The organism is Pseudomonas sp. NPDC089401 (assembly GCF_044749485.1).
GTDB lineage: Bacteria > Pseudomonadota > Gammaproteobacteria > Pseudomonadales > Pseudomonadaceae > Aquipseudomonas.
This window is the reverse complement of the sequence record NZ_JBIVIA010000003.1, coordinates 457,215-475,410: the sequence shown is the minus strand read 5'-3', so window position 1 is coordinate 475,410 and position 18,196 is coordinate 457,215. Positions and strand designations below refer to the sequence as shown.

The 18,196-nt window shown below is 66.3% G+C and carries 18 protein-coding genes; 9 read left to right on the top strand and 9 right to left on the bottom strand.

Going from position 1 to position 18,196, the window contains the following annotated elements:
* Positions 1-61: 61 nt before the first annotated feature.
* Positions 62-967, bottom strand: coding sequence for an AraC family transcriptional regulator (locus tag ACIP21_RS09540; protein WP_400686745.1), 906 nt, complete (start codon positions 965-967; stop codon positions 62-64).
* A gap of 103 nt (positions 968-1,070) precedes the next feature.
* Between ACIP21_RS09540 and ACIP21_RS09535 the strand changes: the two genes are divergently transcribed.
* The 5 genes from ACIP21_RS09535 to ACIP21_RS09515 are packed head-to-tail and all read left to right on the top strand — an operon-like array spanning position 1,071 to position 5,509.
* The gene (locus ACIP21_RS09535; RefSeq protein ID WP_400686743.1) at positions 1,071-1,631 is read left to right on the top strand and encodes a carboxymuconolactone decarboxylase family protein; all 561 of its coding nucleotides are present in this window, start codon (positions 1,071-1,073) and stop codon (positions 1,629-1,631) included.
* Positions 1,632-1,679: 48 nt separating this feature from the next.
* Positions 1,680-2,744, top strand: a complete 1,065-nt coding sequence (locus tag ACIP21_RS09530) for an acyl-CoA dehydrogenase family protein (protein WP_400686741.1) — start codon at positions 1,680-1,682, stop codon at positions 2,742-2,744.
* Entirely contained in the window at positions 2,741-3,562 is an 822-nt protein-coding gene (locus tag ACIP21_RS09525; RefSeq protein ID WP_400686739.1) for an ABC transporter ATP-binding protein, read from the top strand. The genes ACIP21_RS09530 and ACIP21_RS09525 overlap by 4 nt, the downstream gene beginning before the upstream one ends.
* Positions 3,549-4,754, top strand: coding sequence for an ABC transporter substrate-binding protein (locus ACIP21_RS09520; protein WP_400686737.1), 1,206 nt, complete (start codon positions 3,549-3,551; stop codon positions 4,752-4,754). The genes ACIP21_RS09525 and ACIP21_RS09520 overlap by 14 nt, the downstream gene beginning before the upstream one ends.
* On the top strand, positions 4,754-5,509 hold the full coding sequence (locus ACIP21_RS09515; RefSeq protein ID WP_400686735.1) for an ABC transporter permease: 756 nt from the start codon (positions 4,754-4,756) through the stop codon (positions 5,507-5,509). Before ACIP21_RS09520 ends, ACIP21_RS09515 begins: the two co-directional genes overlap by 1 nt.
* A gap of 117 nt (positions 5,510-5,626) precedes the next feature.
* Here the strand turns inward: ACIP21_RS09515 and ACIP21_RS09510 are convergent, their stop codons facing one another.
* Together ACIP21_RS09510 and argC are read right to left on the bottom strand one after the other, a co-directional pair.
* Positions 5,627-6,313 (bottom strand): GNAT family N-acetyltransferase, encoded by a 687-nt coding sequence (locus tag ACIP21_RS09510; RefSeq protein ID WP_400686733.1) that lies wholly within the window; start codon positions 6,311-6,313, stop codon positions 5,627-5,629.
* Between the two features lie 73 nt (positions 6,314-6,386).
* Positions 6,387-7,322 carry an N-acetyl-gamma-glutamyl-phosphate reductase gene (gene argC / locus ACIP21_RS09505; RefSeq protein ID WP_400686731.1) on the bottom strand — a complete coding sequence of 312 codons (936 nt, stop codon included), beginning with the start codon at positions 7,320-7,322 and terminating at the stop codon, positions 6,387-6,389.
* 236 nt (positions 7,323-7,558) lie between these two features.
* On the opposite strand from argC, the gene ACIP21_RS09500 reads away from it, so the two are divergent.
* Positions 7,559-8,440: a LysR family transcriptional regulator gene (locus ACIP21_RS09500; protein WP_400686729.1), complete on the top strand. Its 882-nt coding sequence runs from the start codon at positions 7,559-7,561 to the stop codon at positions 8,438-8,440.
* 106 nt (positions 8,441-8,546) lie between these two features.
* On the top strand, positions 8,547-8,810 hold the full coding sequence (locus ACIP21_RS09495) for a hypothetical protein (RefSeq protein ID WP_400686727.1): 264 nt from the start codon (positions 8,547-8,549) through the stop codon (positions 8,808-8,810).
* Between the two features lie 60 nt (positions 8,811-8,870).
* On the opposite strand, the gene ACIP21_RS09490 is transcribed toward ACIP21_RS09495, so the two are convergent.
* Both ACIP21_RS09490 and ACIP21_RS09485 read right to left on the bottom strand, forming a co-directional pair.
* Entirely contained in the window at positions 8,871-9,521 is a 651-nt protein-coding gene (locus ACIP21_RS09490; RefSeq protein ID WP_400686725.1) for a TIGR04211 family SH3 domain-containing protein, read from the bottom strand.
* 167 nt (positions 9,522-9,688) lie between these two features.
* The gene (locus tag ACIP21_RS09485) at positions 9,689-10,909 is read right to left on the bottom strand and encodes a hypothetical protein (RefSeq protein WP_400686723.1); all 1,221 of its coding nucleotides are present in this window, start codon (positions 10,907-10,909) and stop codon (positions 9,689-9,691) included.
* 180 nt (positions 10,910-11,089) lie between these two features.
* Between ACIP21_RS09485 and ACIP21_RS09480 the strand changes: the two genes are divergently transcribed.
* Entirely contained in the window at positions 11,090-11,569 is a 480-nt protein-coding gene (locus ACIP21_RS09480) for a VOC family protein (RefSeq protein WP_400686721.1), read from the top strand.
* A 6-nt stretch (positions 11,570-11,575) separates the two neighbouring features.
* Here ACIP21_RS09480 and ACIP21_RS09475 read toward each other — a convergent pair whose 3' ends face one another.
* Positions 11,576-12,568: a LysR family transcriptional regulator gene (locus ACIP21_RS09475; RefSeq protein ID WP_400686719.1), complete on the bottom strand. Its 993-nt coding sequence runs from the start codon at positions 12,566-12,568 to the stop codon at positions 11,576-11,578.
* 121 nt (positions 12,569-12,689) lie between these two features.
* Here ACIP21_RS09475 and dddP point away from each other — a divergent pair, with 121 nt between their 5' ends.
* Positions 12,690-14,036, top strand: a complete 1,347-nt coding sequence (gene dddP / locus ACIP21_RS09470; RefSeq protein WP_400686717.1) for a dimethylsulfonioproprionate lyase DddP — start codon at positions 12,690-12,692, stop codon at positions 14,034-14,036.
* A gap of 52 nt (positions 14,037-14,088) precedes the next feature.
* Here dddP and ACIP21_RS09465 read toward each other — a convergent pair whose 3' ends face one another.
* The 3 genes from ACIP21_RS09465 to ACIP21_RS09455 all read right to left on the bottom strand — a co-directional run bounded on the left by ACIP21_RS09465 (position 14,089) and on the right by ACIP21_RS09455 (position 18,096).
* Positions 14,089-16,524 carry a TonB-dependent siderophore receptor gene (locus ACIP21_RS09465; protein ID WP_400686715.1) on the bottom strand — a complete coding sequence of 812 codons (2,436 nt, stop codon included), beginning with the start codon at positions 16,522-16,524 and terminating at the stop codon, positions 14,089-14,091.
* A gap of 79 nt (positions 16,525-16,603) precedes the next feature.
* Positions 16,604-17,593, bottom strand: a complete 990-nt coding sequence (locus ACIP21_RS09460) for a FecR family protein (RefSeq protein WP_400686713.1) — start codon at positions 17,591-17,593, stop codon at positions 16,604-16,606.
* Positions 17,590-18,096, bottom strand: coding sequence for a sigma-70 family RNA polymerase sigma factor (locus ACIP21_RS09455; RefSeq protein ID WP_400686711.1), 507 nt, complete (start codon positions 18,094-18,096; stop codon positions 17,590-17,592). Before ACIP21_RS09455 ends, ACIP21_RS09460 begins: the two co-directional genes overlap by 4 nt.
* Positions 18,097-18,196: the final 100 nt, after the last annotated feature.

Genomic DNA, 18,196 nt, shown 5'->3' with positions numbered 1-18,196 from the left:
ACCTTGGGATCTGTGCGGGCCCCTGTGGGAGCGGGTTTACCCGCGAACGGGCCGCAGCAGGTCAACGCCCTTCATGCTGGCGTCGATAAGCCCCCGGCTGCACCCCGATAGCCTTGGCGAACGCCCGGGTAAACGCCGCCACCGACTGATACCCCACCTGCGCCCCCACCTGTTCCACGGTGCTGCCCGCCCGCAGCAACTGGCAGGCATGGCGCATGCGCAGCGCCAGCAGCACCTGCCCCGGCGACTGCCCGGCCAGCTCGTTGAAGCGCTTGAAGAACGCCGAACGCGAAAGCCCGGTGCATGCCGCCATGCTCTCCAGCGTCCACGCCTGCCCCGGCGCCTCGATCAATCGCCCCAGCAACCCGGCGAATGCCGGCTGGCGAGCGAGCGCCACCAGCCCACCCAGTGACTGCCCCGCGTGGGCCTGCTGGCGCAGCACGTACAGGAACAGCAGGTGGGTCAGGCGCTCCAGTACGGTCTGCGAAGGCGAACGCCGGCACTCTTCCAGGATCAAGCCGAACAGTGCCCGCGCCGCATGCCCGTCCGGCTCGTCGGCGCGCAGCACGATCCAGTCCGCCAGCCCCTCGACGATCAGCGACGACAGCCCCGGGCGGAAGTCGAAGAACCCGCACACCAGCCCCACGCCGTCGCTGGCGCTGGCATCCAGCGCCAGCATCGGCTGGCGGGGCTGGGCGCAGGCGCTGGCCGGGTCCTGCTCGCCGGACAACCGGTAGCCCAGGTCGCGCAGCAGGAACACCGCATCCCCGGCTTCCAGGCGCAGCGCGTCGGCCTGGCCGTCGAGGTGCAGCCAGCAGTGGCCCTGTACCACCAGGTGAAAGCTGGCCCGGTCCATGCCGTGGGTGCTGGCATGCCAACCTCCGCAGTAGCGGCCGACATGAAACAGACTGGCGTCCAGTTCAAGGCCTTCTAATAACCAATCGACGAGGTGGCTGGATGAAATCATCTAATGCAAAGACTCAGGAGCAAGGAAAGGCGACTGATGAATATGGAGGGTAATTCTTATAACCAACAGACTGTAGTGACCTACAGCAAAGGGACTCCCCTCCATGACTTCGCGCATTACTCTACACACTCTGCAGAGCGCCCCGGAAGCGGCCCGCCCGTTCCTCGAGAACGCCCAGAAGAATGCCGGCTTCATCCCCAACCTGCTCGGCGTGCTGGCCAATGCCCCGGCGGCGCTGGAAACCTACGTGACGGTTTCGGCCCTCAATGGCAAGTCCGAGCTGACCCTGGCCGAGCGTGAAGTGGTCCAACTGATCGCCGCGACCCAGCATGGCTGCGACTTCTGCGTCGCCGGCCACACCGCCGTGGCGCTGAACAAGGCCAAGCTGCCGGCCGATGTGGTCGAGGCCCTGCGTGCCCGTGGCGAACTGCCCGACGCCCGCTACGAGACCCTGGCCGAATTCGCCCGTGAAGTGATCGCCAGCCGTGGCAATGTCGGCGAGGCCACCTACCAGGCCTTCCGCGAAGCCGGTTTCAGCGAAGGCAACGCCCTTGAAGTGATTCTTGGCGTGAGTCTCGCAACCCTGTGCAACTTTGCTAATGTGTTCGCCCAGACGCCGCTCAACGACGAGCTGAGCAAGTACCGCTGGCAGCCGACCGCGTAAAACCGCGCCCGGCGCTGGTGGCGCCTGCGTATCAAAAGGAGTAGGGACATGCTTGACAGTGCATTTCGTCAGTGGCTGGATGCCAATGCCGAGGCAATCGACCAGGGCCAGTGCGACCCGCAGTTGGTCCTGGCGCATATCGCCGAGTCGCAACTGCTGCGCGTCGGCGTGGAGCCGGCCCTGGGCGGCAGTGGTGGCGCGGTCACCCATGCCGTCGAGGCCATCGCCGCCATCGCCAGCCGCTCGCTGGCCGCGGCGTTCGTTTGCTGGGGCCAGCGCGCCTTCATCGAATACCTGCTGCAAAGCCCCAACCAGGGGCTGCGCGAGCGCCTGTTGCCGGGCTTGCTGACCGGCGAGCTGGCCGGCGCCACCGGCCTTTCCAACGCCATGAAGTTTCTCTCCGGTATCGAGGCGCTGCAGGTGTGCGGCCGCCCCGGGGAGGGCGGTTGGACCCTCGAAGGCCGCCTGCACTGGGTGACCAACCTGCGCAAGAGCGGCTTCGTGGTGGCGGCGGCGATCGAGGATGACGCCGGCGGCTCACCGTTCATCATGGCGATCCCGTCCAGTGTCCAGGGCCTGGAGCGCTCCGACGACCTGGAGCTGATGGGCCTGCAATCGAGCAACACCGCAGCATTGGCCTTCCACCAGGTGCAATTGAGCCGCGACTGGTTGCTGCACGAGAACGCCCGGGAGTTCCTGCCCAAGGTGCGCCCGGCCTTCCTCGCCTTGCAGTGCGGCATGGCCATCGGCCTGGCGCGGCGCTCGCTGGATGAGGTGCACGAGCACCTGCACGGGCGCCTGTCGTTCCTCGAAGAACATCGCCAGGTGCTCAAGGAACGCCTGGAAAACACCGTCGCCGAGCTCAAGCAGGGCCTGCTCGAAGGCCGCTTCCTGAGCCAGCCGGCCGCGCTGTTCAAGCTGCGCATCACCCTGGCCGAAAGCGCCGCCGACGCCGTCCAGCTGGAATTGCAGGCCAGCGGCGGCAAGGCCTATCTGGACGAATTCGGTGCCGGCTTCGCCCGTCGCTGGCGCGAATCGGCGTTCGTGCCGATCGTCACCCCGAGCCTGGTGCAACTGCGCGCCGAACTGCACCGCCAGGCCGCCAACGCATGACCCAGGCCTTGCTCGAAGCCCGCGAGATCAGCCTGGGCTACCCGCGCGAGAACGGCTGGCAGGAGGTGCTGGCGCGCTTCGACCTGCAACTGGCGCCGGGCGAGGTGGTGACCATCCTTGGCCCCAGCGGGGTGGGCAAGTCCAGCCTGCTGCGGGTGCTGGCCGGCCTGCAGGCGCCGCGTGGCGGCAGCGTGACCCTGCGCGGCGAGCCGTTGCAGGGCCCGCACCCGCGCCTGGCAGTGGCCTTCCAGGACCCCAGCCTGCTGCCCTGGCTGAGCCTTGAAAGCAACGTCGCCTTCGGCCTGGACTTTGCCCGCCAGCCCAAGCTGGCCACTGCCGAGCGCCGCGCCCGCATCGACCATGCGATTGCCGCGGTGGGCCTGGCCCACGCGCGCACCCAGTACCCGGCGCAGCTGTCCGGCGGCATGGCCCAGCGCACCGCGCTGGCGCGCTGCCTTGCGCGCCAGCCCGAGGTGCTGCTGCTTGATGAACCCTTCGGTGCGTTGGACGAAGTGACCCGCGCCGACATGCAGCAACTACTCCTGCAACTGATCGCCACCCACAACACCGCCGCAGTGCTGATTACCCACGACATCGACGAAGCGCTGTTGTTGTCCGACCGCGTGCTGCTGCTGGGCGACCATCCGGCGCGCATTCTCGGCCAATGGCCCATCGACCTGCCGCAACCCCGCGCGCAGCGGGTCGAGGAGTTGGGCGCGTTGCGCATCGACATCCTGAAAACCCTGCGGCGTGCCAGCCGCCCTGACCAACCTCAGCCAACCCCGCTGCCTTCGGAGCCTGTGCATGTGCATGGATGACTGCTGTTCCTCCACCTCGCGTCGCGATTTCCTCAAGCTCAGCGCCATGCTCACCGCCGCCGGCGCCGTGCCGCTGCTGTCGAGCCTGCAGGCGCGCGCCGCCGCCGAGCCGGACGCGCCGGTGCGCATCGGCTACCTGCCGATCACCGACGCCACGCCCCTGCTGGTGGCGCACAACAATGGCCTGTTCGAGGCCGAAGGCATCAAGGCCGAACGCCCGGTGCTGCTGCGCAGCTGGGCCCAGGTGATCGAGGCGTTCATCTCCGGCCAGGTCAATGTCATCCACCTGCTGTCGCCGATGACCGTGTGGGCGCGCTATGGCAGCAAGGTGCCGGCCAAGGTCGTGGCGTGGAACCACGTTGGCGGCTCGGGCCTCACCGTGGCGCCGGACATCACCGAGATGAAACAGCTCGGTGGCAAGACCGTGGCGATCCCGTTCTGGTACTCGATCCACAACGTGGTGCTGCAGCAGATGCTCGACGAAAACGGCCTGAGCGCCGTGTCCAAGCCGGCCAACGCGCCATTGGCCGCCAACGAGGTCAACCTGCTGGTGCTGCCGCCCTCGGACATGCCGCCGGCCCTGGCCAGCAAGCGCATCGCCGGCTATATCGTCGCCGAACCGTTCAATGCCCTGGCCGAGAACCTCAAGGTCGGCCGCGTACAGCGCTTTACCGGCGACGTCTGGCGCAACCACGCCTGCTGCGTGGTGTTCATGCACGAGCACGACCTGAACAACCGCCCGGTGTGGTCGCAGAAGGTGGTCAACGCCATCGTCAAGGCCCAGCAGTGGACCCGTGACCATCGCGCCGAGGCGGCGGCGCTGCTGTCCAAGGCCGGCCCCAACAAGTACACCCCGCACGAACCGGCAGTGCTCGGCAAAGTGTTGGCGCCGAGCGCTGAAGACCGTGCCGGCTACATTGCCAGCGGCGCCATCCAGCACCAGCAGTGGGATGAAAAACGCATCGATTTCCAGCCCTACCCGTACCCGAGCTACACCGAGGAGCTGGTCAAGCGCCTGAAGAACACCCTGATCGAAGGCGAGCGTGGTTTCCTTGCGGGCCTGGACCCGGCCCACGTGGCCCGGGACCTGGTCGACGACCGCTTCGTGCGCAATGCCATCGCCGCGGTCGGCGGCCCGGCGGTGTTCGGCATTGCCGACAACTTCGAGCGTAGCGAGGAGTTCGCGGTCTGATGGGCAAGCACGTGGTACATGCCGGCCTCGGCCTGGCCGGCCTGCTGGGATTGCTGCTGCTGTGGTGGGCGGGGGTGCAGGTGTTCGGCGAGGCCGATGGCCTCTCGGCGCGCTTTTCGCCCCAGGCGACCCTGGCCAGCCTGGGCGAGCTGCTGGCGCATGGCGAGGTCTACGGGCACGCCTGGGTCAGCCTCAAGCGCATACTCGTCGGGCTGTTGCTGGCGCTGCTGATCGGTGTGCCGCTGGGCCTGCTGGTGGGCAGCTACCGGCATCTGGAAGCGGCGACCACACCGGCCTTTCAGTTCCTGCGGATGATCTCGCCGCTGTCGTGGATGCCGGTGGTGGTGATGCTGATGGGCGTGGGCGACCAGCCGATCTACTTCCTGCTGGCCTTTGCCGCGTTGTGGCCGATCCTGCTCAACACCGCGGCCGGGGTGCGCCAGCTCGACCCGCGCTGGCTGCAACTGAGCCGCAGCCTCAGCGCCACGCGCTGGGAGACGCTGTGCAGGGTCATCATCCCTGGGGTGATCGGCCATGTGCTGACCGGCGTGCGCTTGGCCATCGGCATCCTGTGGATCGTGCTGGTGCCGTGCGAGATGCTTGGGGTGAGTGCGGGGCTGGGGTATTTCATTCTCGATACCCGCGACCGCCTGGCGTATTCGGAGCTGATGGCGATGGTGCTGTTGATCGGGGTGTTGGGGTTCATGCTTGATGCGCTGGCCCGCGGACTGCATCGGCGTTGGGTGCATGCCTGACGATTGCCGGGGCCGCTTTGCGGCCCTTTCGCGACACAAGGCCGCTCCTACAGAGAAATGCGATCCTTGTAGGAGCGGCCTTGTGTCGCGAAAGGGCTGCAAAGCAGCCCCAAAGGTTCAATGCACCGACTTGCGCTCCCGCACACAGGCCTTGGCCTGCTCCGTCAACCCATCCAGCCACTCATCCCGCTGCTGCTCGGCCTCGAGCATGGCATCCTCGCCCTGCTGATTGAGCAAGTAGGTATGGATCTGCAACACCTCGGCCGTCTGGTAGATCGGCGCAATGTCCAGCCGCCCGATCAGCGCGCCGCTGGCCTGGCCGGTGCTGCTCATCAGCACCTGCGGCCCGCTGGCCGCCACCACCTGCATGCCCATCGCCTCGAACCACGACACCTGGTGGGCGAAGGCATTGAGCTCGACCTGGGCAAAGCGCCCCTGCAGGTCACCCAACAGCGCCCGGGCGATGCCCTGGCGACGCTGCCCGGGGGCCACGGCGAGAAATGCCAGGGCGCAGGCCTGGGGATTGTCCTGGGCGGGCAGGGTCAGGGCGAAACCGAGCAGACGGTCCGGCGCCTCGGCGTCCAGCGCCAGGGTCAGCGCCACGGCCAGGCCGCGGGTGCCGTCCATGGCCTGCAGGTACTGGTGCACCTCCATGCCGACGCCATACTGGTACAGCGGGTACAGCGGGTTGTCGGCGCGGATGGCGACGCTGCTCAGTTCGCCGACGTTGTGGATCACCAGGTCACGGATCTGGTTCTGGAAGGATTCGGGCGGCACGCTGTCGAGGCGGCTCAGGATGAACATCGGTGGACGGGCTCCGGCTGCGGTGAACTCACCCCGCGCCGGGCTGGCGCGGGGTGCACAGTCTAACCCCTTTTCAGCCGCGCATCGCGGCGAGCATCAGGTCGAGGTTCTGCACCGCCGCCCCCGAGGCACCTTTGCCGAGGTTGTCGAACACCGCCGTCAGCAGCACCTGGCCGTGCTCGGGGTTGGCATACAGGGCCAGGCGCAGGTCATTGCTGTCGTTCAGCGCCTCGGGGTCAAGCGCGGCTGCCGGGCCGTGCTGGTGCAGCGGCATCACTTGTACGTGGCGGGCGCCCTGATAGTGCTGCTCGAGGCAGGCCTGCAAGTGCTCCGCGTCGGGCCTGCCCGGCAACAGGCGCAGCTGCAGCGGGATGCTCAGGACGATGCCCTGGCGATAGGCCGCGTAGCCCGGCAGGAACATCGGCCGAGCCGCCAGGCCGGCATGCAGCTGGATTTCCGGCACGTGCTTGTGGGCCAGCTCCAGACCGTAAAGCTGCAAGGTCGGTGTGTGTTGCTGACCTGGGTTTTCATGTTTTTCCACCGCAGCGCGGCCGCCGCCGGAATAGCCGGAGATGGCATGGATGCTCAGCGGGTAGTCGGCCGGCAGCAGGCCGGCCTTGACCAGCGGGCGCAGCAGGGCGATGGCGCCGGTGGGGTAGCAGCCGGGGTTGCTCACCCGGGTGGCCTGGGCGATGCGTTCGGCCTGGCCTTCGTCCAGCTCCGGCAAACCGTAGACCCAGCCTGGACTGGTGCGGTGCGCGGAGCTTGCGTCGATCACCCGTACGGCGGGGTTGTCGATGGCCGCCACGGCTTCACGGGCGGCAGCGTCGGGCAGGCAGAGCAGGGCGATGTCGGCGCTGTTGATTGCCTCGCGGCGGCGTTGCGGTTCCTTGCGCTCGGCTTCGGGCAGGGTCAGCAGGCGCAGGTCGTCGCGGCCCTGGAGGCGGGTGTGGATCTGCAGGCCGGTGGTGCCTTGGTCGCCGTCGATGAAGACTACAGGGGTGTGCATGGTCGGGTCCGGTCAGGGGAGGGGTGGTGCATGCTCGCCTGTGGCGCAGATAAAGAAAATTTGAATATCATGACGCTCATGTTCATGTTTTCTGAATCCATTATCTCCTGTGCCGGCCTCTTCGCGGGTAAACCCGCTCCCACAGGTACTGCACCAGGTTTGAGAGCTGTGCGGACCCTGTGGGAGCGGGTTTACCCGCGAAGAGGCCGGCACAGGCTACACAGAGCCTCGACCCCATGCGCGAAATCAGCCTCGACCGCCTCCGCACCCTGGTGGTCATCACCGACCTGGGCTCTTTCGCCGAGGCCGCCCGCCAGCTCAACCTGGCACCGCCCACCATCAGCCTGCACGTGGCCGAGCTGGAGGCCCGGGTCGGCGCACCGCTGCTCACCCGCAATCGTAACCAGGTACGCCCCACCGCCATCGGCGAAACCCTGCTGGCCCGCGCCCGGCGCCTGCTGGCCGACGCCGACCTGGCGTTGGACGAAGTGCGCCGGCAGGTCGAAGGGCTGACCGGCCGCGTGCGCCTGGGCGCCTCCACCGGCGCCATCGCCCACCTGTTGCCCAAGGCCCTGGAGCACCTGGGCGAGGCGCACCCTGGCATCGACGTGCAGGTGCAGGTGCTGACCTCCCAGGCCTCGCTGACGCGGCTGCGTGAAGGCAGCCTGGACATCGCCCTGGTGGCCTTGCCCCAGGTGGCCGGCAAAGGGGTCAGGTTGGCGCCCTGGCGGCGCGACCCGATCCTCGCCTACGTGCCCGCCGAGTGGCAGCCGCCGGCCGAGATCTCCCCGGCCTGGCTGGGGCAGCGGGCACTGATCCTCAACGACAGCAGCACCCAGCTGTCGCGGGTGACGGGTGAATGGTTCGCGGCGGCCGGGCTGTACCCCGAGGCGCGGATCGAACTGAACTACAACGACGCGATCAAGAGCCTGGTGGGCGCCGGCTATGGCGCGACCTTGCTGCCCCAGGAAGGCGAGGCGGCGGAACTGGACCGGCGTATCGCGCGAAGGCCGTTGGTGCCGGGATTGTGGCGGCAGCTAGGGATAGCCTGCCGTGAAGGACATGTGGATCGGGCCACGGGCCATGTGCTGGATGCATTGGCGCGGTTGCGTCAGTAATCGGCCGGGAGCCGGGCAGGCATCATGATGCCTTGCCGACTATGCTGGTTGCTGCATCGAGCCTATGTCTCTCGATGAACCCCTCGATTTCCAAGGAGAACGCTCCATGAAATCCATGATACTGCTGGTGATTGCTTCGGTACTGAGCGTTGCCGCTCATGCCGATCCAAAGACCAATTGCGATGCGAAAATCAAAGAGCTGGAAGCCGACCACAAGGCCAGTGGCCAGTTGATGCACGGTGGCATGGCGCATGATTTCAAAGTGAAATGGGAAGAAGCCAAGAAGGCCCGCGATGCCGGCGACATGACCAAGTGCCAGGCTGCCGCGGACCAGGCCAAGACCATCTATAACAAGGCGCGCAGCAAGTAGCGGCGCAAGCATGTGGGCCTTTTCGCGGTCGAACCCGCGAAAAGGCCCACATGGCCTTCATCAGAACCAGCGGTCGTTCTTCTTCCGCCCGCGGGTCAGGGCCGGCAGGATCAACCCCGCCAGCAGTCCGGCACCGGCGATGCTGCCGCCATAGACCATGTAGCGCATCATCACCTGCTTGTTCTCGTCGCCCAGGCGCGCCTGGGTGTCACGCAGGCTCGACTGGCTCTGGTCGAGCTGTTCGTTCAGCGCCTGGTTGCGCGCCTCCAGCTCGGCGATCAGTTGCTTGCGTGAATCCAGGGTCTCCTGCATGCCCTGGACGCGGTTCTTCCAGCTGTCGTCGATGGTCTTGAGCTGACCGGACAGGTCCGCCACCTGGGCATCGAGCTGCGGCAGGCGCTCGTTCTGGCCAGGCACCGCCTGCAGGTCGCTGGTGAGGATCCACACCACATCGCCGCTTTGCCCACGCACCTGGCTGTAGTTGCCCTGGCTGCCGATCAGGGTGAGCTTCTGCCCGGACTTGAGCGTGCCGACGATGCGGTGGCCATCGGTCGGGCCACTGCGCACGTAGGTGCTCAGGCTGTCGCTGACCCAGCGCGCATCGCTGGCAGGCTCTTCGGCATGCACCGGGGCGGCGAGGGCCACCAGGGCGGCGATCAGGCTGCCGCGCAGGGCAGGGAGGGCGAGGGAGACTGGGCGGGATTCAGGCATGTGGGGGTCTTCGCTGCAACAGAAAATAGAGGCCCGGTGACTGCTCATCATCGAGGGGCCGACGAACCGGTCGGTGAATTGACCGTCTGGGACAGACCGCATTTTTGTAAGCAGGTTCACCGCTTGGCTTAGGAATTGTCTGCAGAATGTTGCAAACGCCAGGATAGTCACGGGTCAGCCCGCCCCGCAAGCAAGGCCGTGTACGCGGCGGGCGGTTGCTCGAGGCCGTGGTCGGTCTGCTTCAACAGCACGCCGAACAGCGCCTGGTTGAGGCTTGAACGTGCGCCGCGAGGGGCGTTCTGCGGTGGCGTCAATAGCCACTGCTCGCGGACGGCTTGCTCGCTCAGCGCCAGCATGCACCCGGCGATGGTGCTGGCCGCATGCGCCTTGCTGACCTGGTGGCGGGCGATGAACGTCAGGGCGCCTTGCAGGGCGGCATCGGCCAGGCAACAGGCACGCTGCACCGAATGCACCTGGAGCAGCCGCGCTGCCGCCTCGCTGGCGCGTCTGGCAGATTCCCAAGGCAGGCCATGGGCTGCGCACTGCGCTGCCAGGTAAGTGCAGAGCTCTTCGACGCACAGCGCCTGGACACAGTCGATGATTTCATCGTGCCAGTGCCTGCGGGGGCCTTCGAGCAACGAGCTGTGCAGTGCGCGGTACAGCTGCGCCGGGCTGGCTCGCCGTTGGCCATCCAGGCTGACGTTGCTCAACCAGCGCACCTTGCTCTGCCAGGCCTTCGGCGGTTGGTCGCGGCTGAAGGCCTCCAGGGGCGATTCGGGGTCGACCAGCAGCAGCTGCTTCTCGTGCAGCGCTTGCAGTATCGTGCTGTCCATGGCCTGGGAAGGGCTGACGCGCAAGTCGCCGACAGCGTGATCGGCCGCGCCCAGGCAATTATGCCGGACATCCATGCGCACCTGGAGCATGGCCATCATCTGCAGCCTGTGGGTGATCGAAAGGCTTTGCAGGGAAATGGGATTTTTCCGGGTTATCGACCAGTGCTCCCTGACCCGCTTGCGTTGTTCGACGGCCTGCTCCTGGTGCACGCGGGTACGTGACGCCTGGCAGGGGCGGCAGGTGCACTCGCAGCGCCAATTGGACGGTGAGGCGAAGTAATGGCGGTGGTCGCAGGTCTTGCAGAAGGCCAGCAGCTCTTTGCTGCTCTGCGCGGTCCTGCATTTGGGCCGCTGGTACAGGCTCGTCTTGCAGTACGGGCACGTCAGCCCGGCGCAGGGTACCGGCGGCAGTGCCTTGATCAGGCTGCCGGGGGCAATGTCGAGGTTGTAGCGCTGCAGCAACAGCGCGATTTTTTCCCCCTTCAGGTATTCGCGGTACAGCGCTTCTAGCTGTTCGGGGCTCAGATGCTGCAATTTGGCTTCGTGGTTCGGCAAACCTGATTCTCCCTGCGGGTTATCGCGCGTGAGGTTTGCCAGGAATGATGCCGTGCTGTAAAGCGCTCTGGTTGTGGGAAGAATCGCTGATTGATGTAGTGCTTTTCTGATCGCCTGCGGTGTCGTGCGCCTGTCGCCAGGGCTAGACTCAAGGCTCATCGTTCACCCTGGAGCGCGGCCATGACTGCCCGAAACACGATCTGCCTGTGGTTCGACCAGGACGCCGAGGAGGCGGCCAACTTCTATGCCCGCACCTTTCCCGACAGCCGGGTGGTGGCGGTGCATCCGGCACCGGCCGACTATCCATCGGGCAAGGCCGGGGATGTGATCACCGTGGAATTCACCGTCATGGGCATCCCGTGCGTGGGGCTCAATGGCGGTAGCACGTTCAAGCATTGCGAAGCGTTTTCGTTCCAGGTCTGCACCGAAGACCAGGCCGAGACCGACCGCTTCTGGCAGGCCATTGTCAGCAACGGCGGCAGCGAGAGCGTGTGTGGCTGGTGCAAGGACAAGTGGGGGATCTCGTGGCAGATCACCCCGCGCATTCTCCTCGAGGCCATCGCCAACCCCGACAAGGCCGCTGCCAAGCGGGCCTTCGAGGCGATGTTGGGCATGGGCAAGATCGACGTCGCGGCGATCGAGGCGGCGTTGAAGGGCTAGTGGCTGCTAGCCCGTCGGCAGGGCGTCGACCTCCTCGTGCAGCGACCAGTCGAACTGTTCCAGCAGCCAGTCGCGCAGCTTGCAGCAACTGGCATCGTGGCTCTTGGCCTCGCTGATGCTGAGGTAGTGGCGGGTGTCGCGGTGCACCAGGGTTTCACGCACCGGCCGCACCAGCAGGCCCTGTGCCACCAGCGGCGCCACCAGGTAGTGCCAGCCGAGGGCCACGCCCTGGTGGTTCTGCGCCAGTTGCATCAGCAGGCTGAAGTCGTTGGCATTGAACAACTGTGGCGCCTCGGCGTCGCGGCACTCCAGGTCGATGTCCTGATAGGCGAACCAGACCTTCCAGTCCACGTGCTCGGCCACCTGTGAGCGGCCGAACGGGCTGAGGTTGAGCAGCGCGGTATCGCGCAGGCCGTCCAGGGTCTGGATGTCGGGATGCTGCTCCAGGAAGGCCGGGCTGCACACCGGGTAGATCACGTCACAGACCAGCGGCTGGCTGAAGTAGCCTTGCCCGCTCTTGGCGCGTTTGCAGATGATGATGTCCGGGCTGACGCCGTTCTCCAGGGTCAGGAAGTTCTGCACCGTGACGATGTTCAGGTCGATCTCGGGGTAGGCGGCAAACAGCGCAGGCAGCTTCGGCCCCAGCCAGAAATTGGCGAAGGCGGGTGTGCAGCACAGGGTGATGCGCTGCTTGGGGCTGTCGTGGTGGCGAATGCGCTCGGCGGCCTGGGCGATGTTGGTGAACGACAACTGCACCGCGTCGTAGAAGATCGAGCCGGCCGGGGTCAGCTCCACCGCGCGCCCGGCGCGGTTGAACAGCTCCGCCCCCAGGTGCAGTTCCAGGTCGCGGATCTGCCGGCTGATCGCCGCCTGGGTCACGCACAGCGCTTCGGCGGCGCGGGTGAAATTCTGGTAGCGGGCGGCGGCGACGAATGCCTTGACGGCGCGCAGCGAGGGCATCTTGATCAGGGTCTGATCGGGTTCGGTGTGCTGGACCATACGTTCTTGTAATCGATAAGCCTTAGAAAAAGTCGGTTCTTGGCTGCGAGAGACCCGCAATAGACTGTAATCACGCAGCGCCGCAGTTTCCACACAATAAGACCAGGGAAATCCGCAGACCATGATGACGCCGCCGTTCTCGATCCCCGCCCACGCCCGCCGCATCGACCCGTCCCGCCAGCGCGCCGCCGCGCTCAAGGCCGACGGCTCGGTGGATGACAATGACCGCACCGAAATCGGCCCGACCCCGCTGGCGTTCGCCGAATGGGCCGCGCTCGGCCTGCCGGCGCCGCACCTGCCAAGCCTGCGCCAGTACCGCCTGCAACGCATTCGCGAGCAGTTGGTCGCCCGTGACCTGGGCGGCATCCTGCTGTTCGACCCGTTGAACATCCGCTACGCCACCGACACCACCAACATGCAGCTGTGGACCACCCACAACCCCGCCCGCGCCTGTTTCGTCGCCGCCAGTGGCCATGTGGTGCTGTGGGACTTCCACGGTTGCGATCACCTGTCCGCGCATCTGCCCTTGGTCAGCGAGCTGCGCAGCGGCGCGTCGTTTTTCTACTTCGAAACCGGAGACCGGACCGACGAGCACGCCCGGCGCTTCTGCGCCCAGGTCGACGAGCTGCTGCGCAGCCATGCCGGCAACAACCGCCGCCTGGCCGTGGACCGCATCGAAGTGGCCGGCCTGCGCGCGCTGGATGCCCTGGGCGTGCAGGTGCACAACGGCCAGGAAGTCACCGAGTTCGCCCGCCTGATCAAAGGCCCCGACGAAATCCTCGCCATGCGTTGCGCGGTCGCCTCGTGCGAGGCCTCGATCGCCGAGATGCGCCAGGCCATGCAGGCGGGCGCCACCGAGAACGATGTCTGGGCGGCCTTGCATTCGGGCAACATCCGCCGAGGCGGCGAGTGGATCGAAACGCGCATTCTCAGCTCCGGGCCGCGTACCAACCCCTGGTTCCAGGAATCCGGGCCGCGGGTGCTCAGCGATGGCGACCTGCTGTCGTTCGATACCGACCTGATTGGTGTCTACGGGTTTTGCGTGGACATGTCGCGCAGCTGGATCTGCGGTGACCGCGAACCCAGCGCCGAGCAGAAGCGGCTGTACCGCATCGCCCACGAGCATATTCATGTCAATGCCGAGATGGTCAGGCCGGGCGTGCGCTTCACCGAACTCACCCGCAATGGCCACCGCCTGCCGGAAAGCTGCCGGGCGCAGCGTTACGGGGTGATGTTCCATGGAGTCGGGTTGTGTGACGAGTACCCGAGCATTCGCTATCCGGAAGACCTGGAGTCCTACGGCTACGAAGGCGAACTGCAGCCGGGCATGGCGCTGTGTGTCGAGGCCTATGTCGGTGAAGTGGGCGGGCGCGATGGGATCAAGCTGGAGAACCAGTTGCTGGTGACCGAGAGCGGGTACGAGGTGTTGACCCAGTACCCGTTCGAGGCCAGTTTCCTGCGTGACTAGGGCGCTTCACGCTCCATGAATCGCGCAGCGGCCGATGACGACCTGACGCGGCTCAGAACTGCGGCGTGTACTTGACCGTGAACATGAAGTTGCGCGGCTCGCCATAGTTGTTGCTGCCGTTGAGCTGGTTGAAGCCGGACACCCAGTACTGCTTGTCGAACAGGTTGTTGCCTTTGACCGCCAGGCTGACCTCAGGTGTCAGCTGATAGGCCAGGCGTGCGCTCCAGACGGTGTAGCCGGGCACGTCGTAGGTGCGCTCGTAACCCAGGGTATGGCTCTGGGTGGTGAAGCCCAGGCCGGTGCTCCAGCGCTGGCCGTCCACAGGCAGGGTGTAGTCGGCCCAGGCGCGCAGCATGTGCTTGGGCGTCCACTGGCTGAACACACGGCCTTCTTCGTCCGGGTCGTCGAGGAACTTGGTGGTGTTGTAGGTGTAGCCGGCAAACAGTTGCAGGCCGCTGAGCACTTCGCCGCTGATCTCGGCTTCGAAGCCCTGGCTGCGCACCTTGCCCGCTGCAGTGGAGCAGTACCAGTCATCGCAGGCAAAGCCTGAGGCTACATCGGTAGTGGCGCGGTTTTCCTGGTCGTAGCGGAACAGCGCCAGCGACGCGTTGACCCGTCCGTCGAGCAGCACGCCCTTGAAGCCCGTCTCGTAGTTGCTGCCGACGATCGGTTTGAGCGGCACGTTGCCCACGGCGCGCTCGGTCTGCGGGGTAAAGACGTCGGTGTAGCTGACGTACCAGGCCCACTCGCGGGTCAGGTCGTAGACGAAGCCGGCGTAGGGGGTGACTTCGCCGGACTCGGTCATGCGGCTGGTGGGATAGCGCGTGCCTGGGTCGGTCAGGCTGTTGAAGTCGATCGAATCCCAGCTGTAGTCGAACCAGCTGACGCGCGAGCCGACGATCAAGGTCAGGTCCTCGACCGGTTTGACCCGCCACACGCCATACAGGCCTTTCTGGCGGACGTCGTAGCTGGCCCGGTTGGCGCGTGCGAGTTCGCCGTCGAAGATGTTGTCACGGCTAGGTTCGGGGCGGTTGTGCTCGATGTCGAAGATGTTGTCGTCGGAGGCATCGAAGTTGCGCCAGTAGGCGTCGTCCGACTTCAGCTTGGCGTAGTTGCCGCCGACGGTGATTTCATGGGACACGGAGCCGGTGTCGAAGTGGCCAACCAGGTTCATGTCCAGGCCCAGCTTGGTGTTGTGGAAGTCGGTGATCCAGTCGGCGTAGGTAATGCCGCTGCCGTCAGGCTCGATGCCTTGGCCGGTGGTCTGCACCCGCTGGTGGGTGGAGGTGTTGGTTTCGTCCATGCGCACGGCGGCAGCTTTGAACACCCAGTCATCGTTGAAACGATGCTCAAGGTCCAGGTAGTACGTGGTGACGTCGGTTTCGGCCCGGCTCCAGCGTGCGCCGGTGTAGGTCGAACGGGGCAGGTCGATGGCCTTGCCGTCGGCGTAGCGGGGCAGGCCACGCAGCATCGGCCGCGACTGCTGGCGGTTGTAGCTGATGCCGGCAGCGACCGTGGTGGCGTCGTTCAGGTCGATGTCCAGCGCGCCATACAGGGAGTGGGTCTCGCTCCACTGGTAGTCGATGAAGCTGTCGCTCTGGTCTTCGTCGGCCACCAGCCGGCCGCGCACGCGACCGTCGGCGGTCAACGGGCCACCGGCGTCCAGTTGCAGGCCATAGTGGTCCCAGGAGCCAGCCTTGCCAGTGACGGTCACCGTCGGCACGTGCTGGCCGCGCTTGCGCACCAGGTTGATCGCGCCGCCAGGGCTGCCGGTGCCTTGCAGCAGGCCGGAAGCGCCACGCAAGACCTCCACGCGGTCGAAGAACACCAGGTCCTGGGTCGCCCAGTTACCCAGCGAGTAGTTGTTGCGCTGGATCGGCACCCCGTCGTATTGCCAGTCGTCGATCTGGAAGCCGCGGGACGTCACCACCATGCCCGGGCCGATGCCTTGCGCACCGACGATGCCAGTGGTGTGGTTGAGGGCGTCCTGCAGGTCGGTTATGCCCTGGTCGTCGAGCTGCTTGCGGGTGATCACCGTCACCGACTGAGGTATTTCCTTGAGGGTGTGCGTGCCTTTGCCCAGGGTGACTGCGCGGGCGGCATACGAGCCGCTGCCTTCGCTGGTGGCATCCAGGTAGTCGTCGGTGATGCTGGTGCTCCCCAGCTCCAGTGCATCACCGTGCTGGCCGGCCGGGGCCACGCTGAAATGCCCGCTGCTGGTGATGCGCAACTCCAGCCCGCTGCCGGCCAGCGCGGCTTGCATGGCTTGCTCGACGCTCATCTGGCCGACCACGGCCGGGGCCTGCTTGCCGCGTACCAGGGCCGGTTCCAGGGCGATGATGCTGCCGCCCTGGCTGGCGATGCGGTTGAGGGTAGTGGCCAGGCTCGCCGGCGGCAGGTTGAACGACAGGGTCTGCGCCTGGGCAAGGGCGGTGAGGCTGGTCAGGGCGGCGACCAGGGGCAGGGCGCGGGGCCAGAGGTTGTGCACGGAATTCTCCCGATTATATTGGCTTGTCAGGAGATAGGTGGGACGAGAAATGAAAACCGGACACGCTTGAGAATGATTTTCATGATTTTTTTTGCCGCGCATGTCCCGGACCGATCAAGGTCAGCCACGGGCCGTAATGTTCGATGCTGATCGGCAAGGCTTCGGCCAACGCTGCCACTGCCTCTTCAGGATGATCCAGCGGGAACACGCCTTGTACCCGCAGGTTGCGAACGGCCGGGGCCACCCGCACATAGCCGCGCTGGTAAGGGCGCAAGGCATCGATCACCACGTGCAGTGGCTCGTCGAGTACTTCCAGGTGGCCGTTTACCCAGGCGGCCCGCTGCTGCTGTTCGTCGGCCAGTGGCTCGATGAGATTGCTGCGCAGCAACGCCGCCTGGCCTTGCCGCAGGTCGAGCCATCGGCCATCAGGCAGGCTGGCGCGCACGCTGTGTTCCAGCACCACGACGCGCGTGGCGGCGGGCTCCTGGCTGACCAGAAAGCGCGTGCCCAGGGCCTGCACCTGACCTTGCGCGGTGCGCACGCGCAAAGGCCGCTTCGGGTCGGCGGCGACCTGGATCAGCAACTCGCCACGGCGCAGCACCAGCAGCCGTTGCGCGGGGTCGAAATACAGGTCGACGGCACTGGCACTGTTCAGGCTCAGGCGGCTGCCGTCGGCCAGGGTGAAGCTGCGCCGTTCGCCGCTGGCCGTGTGCAGGTCGGCCAGCCAGTTTTGCGTGGCGTCGCTGCGCCAAGCGCCCCACAAGGCGCCACCGAACAGGCCCACGCTGGCCAGCGCGGCCAGCACCTCGCGCCGCGAGTGGGTGGGTTGCAGCAGCACCTGGCGCGCCTCGGCGGTCTGGCCAGGGGCGCGCTGCTCCAGCGCGCGCAAGGTGGCGATCGGCCGGCCCAGGCGGCGCTGCAGGCGGTCCCAGGCCTGCTGGTGGGCGGGGTCCTGTTGCAGCCAGTGGCCCAGGCGCTGCAGCAGGGCGTCGTCGGGCGTGCGGGCATTGAGCGCCACCATCCAGTCGATCGCCTGTTCGCTGATCGCGTCCAGCGGATGGCTGCTCATGGCTGCACCTCGCTCAGGTAGCACTGGCACAGGGCCTGCTTCATGTAGCGGCTGACGGTGCGCTCGCTGATCTGCAACTTGCTGGCGATATCGACATAGCTCATGCCGTCGAGCTGGCTGTACAGGAACGTTGCCTTGACGATGGCAGGCAGGCCATCGAGCACCTGGTCGATGGTCACCAGCGCCTCGATCAGCAGCAGTTGCTCCTCGGCTGAAGGGGCCACGGGTTCTGGCAGCTGTGCCAGGCGTTCGAGGTAGGCCTGCTCCAGTTGCCGGCGGCGGTGGCGATCGAAGATCAGCCGCCGCGCGATGGTCGACAGGTAGGCGCGAGGTTGCTGGATGCTGTCGGGGTCGACCCGGGCGCCGAGCATCTGGCAGAAGGCTTCGGCAGCAGTATCCTCGGCATCGGCGCGGTTACGCAGGCGCTTGTGGATGTGTTGGAGCAGCCAGCGGTGGTGGTCGCTGAAGAAAAAGCCCAGCTTGCGGGTCGAGGTGCTGTCCAACGGCTGTCATCCAGGCGTGAGTGTGAATCGTTCTCAATATTAGCCGGGTCGCTGGATGCCTCGCAATGGGGAGGCTGATCTCAAACAGGCAGTACAAACT

Coding starts and splice junctions, on each gene's coding strand:
- ACIP21_RS09540 (WP_400686745.1), bottom strand. CDS start 967: ATGATTTCATCCAGCCACCTCGTCGATTGGTTATTAGAAGGCCTTGAA.
- ACIP21_RS09535 (WP_400686743.1), top strand. CDS start 1,071: ATGACTTCGCGCATTACTCTACACACTCTGCAGAGCGCCCCGGAAGCG.
- ACIP21_RS09530 (WP_400686741.1), top strand. CDS start 1,680: ATGCTTGACAGTGCATTTCGTCAGTGGCTGGATGCCAATGCCGAGGCA.
- ACIP21_RS09525 (WP_400686739.1), top strand. CDS start 2,741: ATGACCCAGGCCTTGCTCGAAGCCCGCGAGATCAGCCTGGGCTACCCG.
- ACIP21_RS09520 (WP_400686737.1), top strand. CDS start 3,549: ATGTGCATGGATGACTGCTGTTCCTCCACCTCGCGTCGCGATTTCCTC.
- ACIP21_RS09515 (WP_400686735.1), top strand. CDS start 4,754: ATGGGCAAGCACGTGGTACATGCCGGCCTCGGCCTGGCCGGCCTGCTG.
- ACIP21_RS09510 (WP_400686733.1), bottom strand. CDS start 6,313: ATGTTCATCCTGAGCCGCCTCGACAGCGTGCCGCCCGAATCCTTCCAG.
- argC (WP_400686731.1), bottom strand. CDS start 7,322: ATGCACACCCCTGTAGTCTTCATCGACGGCGACCAAGGCACCACCGGC.
- ACIP21_RS09500 (WP_400686729.1), top strand. CDS start 7,559: ATGCGCGAAATCAGCCTCGACCGCCTCCGCACCCTGGTGGTCATCACC.
- ACIP21_RS09495 (WP_400686727.1), top strand. CDS start 8,547: ATGAAATCCATGATACTGCTGGTGATTGCTTCGGTACTGAGCGTTGCC.
- ACIP21_RS09490 (WP_400686725.1), bottom strand. CDS start 9,521: ATGCCTGAATCCCGCCCAGTCTCCCTCGCCCTCCCTGCCCTGCGCGGC.
- ACIP21_RS09480 (WP_400686721.1), top strand. CDS start 11,090: ATGACTGCCCGAAACACGATCTGCCTGTGGTTCGACCAGGACGCCGAG.
- ACIP21_RS09475 (WP_400686719.1), bottom strand. CDS start 12,568: ATGGTCCAGCACACCGAACCCGATCAGACCCTGATCAAGATGCCCTCG.
- dddP (WP_400686717.1), top strand. CDS start 12,690: ATGATGACGCCGCCGTTCTCGATCCCCGCCCACGCCCGCCGCATCGAC.
- ACIP21_RS09460 (WP_400686713.1), bottom strand. CDS start 17,593: ATGAGCAGCCATCCGCTGGACGCGATCAGCGAACAGGCGATCGACTGG.